The sequence below is a fragment of the Streptomyces sparsus genome (genome assembly GCF_054776295.1).
The window spans coordinates 1-1,291 of record NZ_BAAHCA010001179.1 but is presented as its reverse complement, the minus strand read 5'-3'; the positions used below and the strand labels follow the sequence as shown (position 1 = coordinate 1,291).

General features: G+C 75.8%; 1 protein-coding gene. It reads left to right on the top strand.

All coding sequences use genetic code 11. The annotated features are described in order from the left end of the window. Positions 1 to 1,291 (top strand): SpoIIE family protein phosphatase (locus ACYVE9_RS27260; protein ID WP_461030558.1); only part of this gene is annotated, 1,291 nt, incomplete at both ends.

Here is a 1,291-nt window from a genome sequence, read left to right as displayed (position 1 = left end):
GGCCCGCCCCGCTGCCGACGGCGGCCTGCTGGTGACGCTCGCCGCACTCGACCGGGCGCGCCTCGCGGAGCAGGAGCAGGCGCTGGTCCGCGAACTGTTCGACCAGTCCCACGTCGGCTTCGCCATCCACGACGGCGAGCTGCGCACCGTGCGACGCAACCACTCGCCCGGGCCGCTCGTCGCCGAGGACCGGGAAGCCCTGCTGGCCCGGCTGCGGACGGTCGTCGAGACCGGTGAGCGGCTCACCGGCTGGGAACACCCCGCGCGCCCGCTCGAGGACCCCCGGTCCGACCGGGTCGTCTCACTGGCGGCGTACCCGCTCAGCGACGCGGCCGGACGCGTCATCGGCGTGGCGAGCATGTGCAACGACGTCACCGAGCAGCTCGCCGCCCGGCGGCGGCTCGCGCTGCTGCACGCCGCGTCCGAACGCATCGGGCGCAGCCTGAACGTCACCAGCAACGCCGGGGAACTCACCCGCGTACTGGTGTCGGGCCTCGCCGACCTGGCCGCCGTCGACCTCACCGAGACCGTCGTCGTCGGTGAGGAACCCGGTGACTTCCGCACCGGAGCCCTCCTCCAGCGGGTCGCCGCCGCGACCGTCGAGGGCCCCTGGCCCAAGGAGCTGTACGCCGTGGGGGAGACGTTCCGCCTCGAGGACGTCGAGAGCGACCGGCTGCGTCGCGGCACCCCGGTGTTCACCTCCGACCTGGCGGGGCTGCGGGCACGGCTGGGCGGTGACCGGCGGCGGACCCGCCTGGTCCTGGCGGACGCGGCCACCTCCCTGCTGGTGGTGCCGCTGCGGGCCCGTGGCCTGGTGCTCGGCGCGGTCGCCCTGTGGCGCACCGGCCCGCACGCCGGGTTCACCGCACAGGACGCCGCGCTCGCCGAGGAGATCTGCTCCCGCGCCGCGCTCAGCGTGGACAACGCGCGCCGATACACCCGCGAACACCGCTCGGTCGAAGCCCTCCAGCGCAGCCTGCTGCCGCAGCACGTCGTGGAGACCAGCGCCGCCGACACGGCCGGCATCTACGTGCCGGCGGGCACCGCCGCCGGCACCGGCGGCACCTGGTACGACGTCATCGCGCTGTCCTCCGCGCAGGTCGCCTTCGTGGTCGGCGACGTGGCCGGGCACGGCCTGGACGCCACCGCCACCATGGGCCGCCTGCGCACCGCGGTGCAGACCCTCGCCGACCTCGACCTGCCGCCGGAGGAACTGCTCACCCACCTCGACGACCTCGCCGTGCGCCTCGCCGACTCCGGCGGCGGCACCACGGCCCGACCGGCCGCCGGC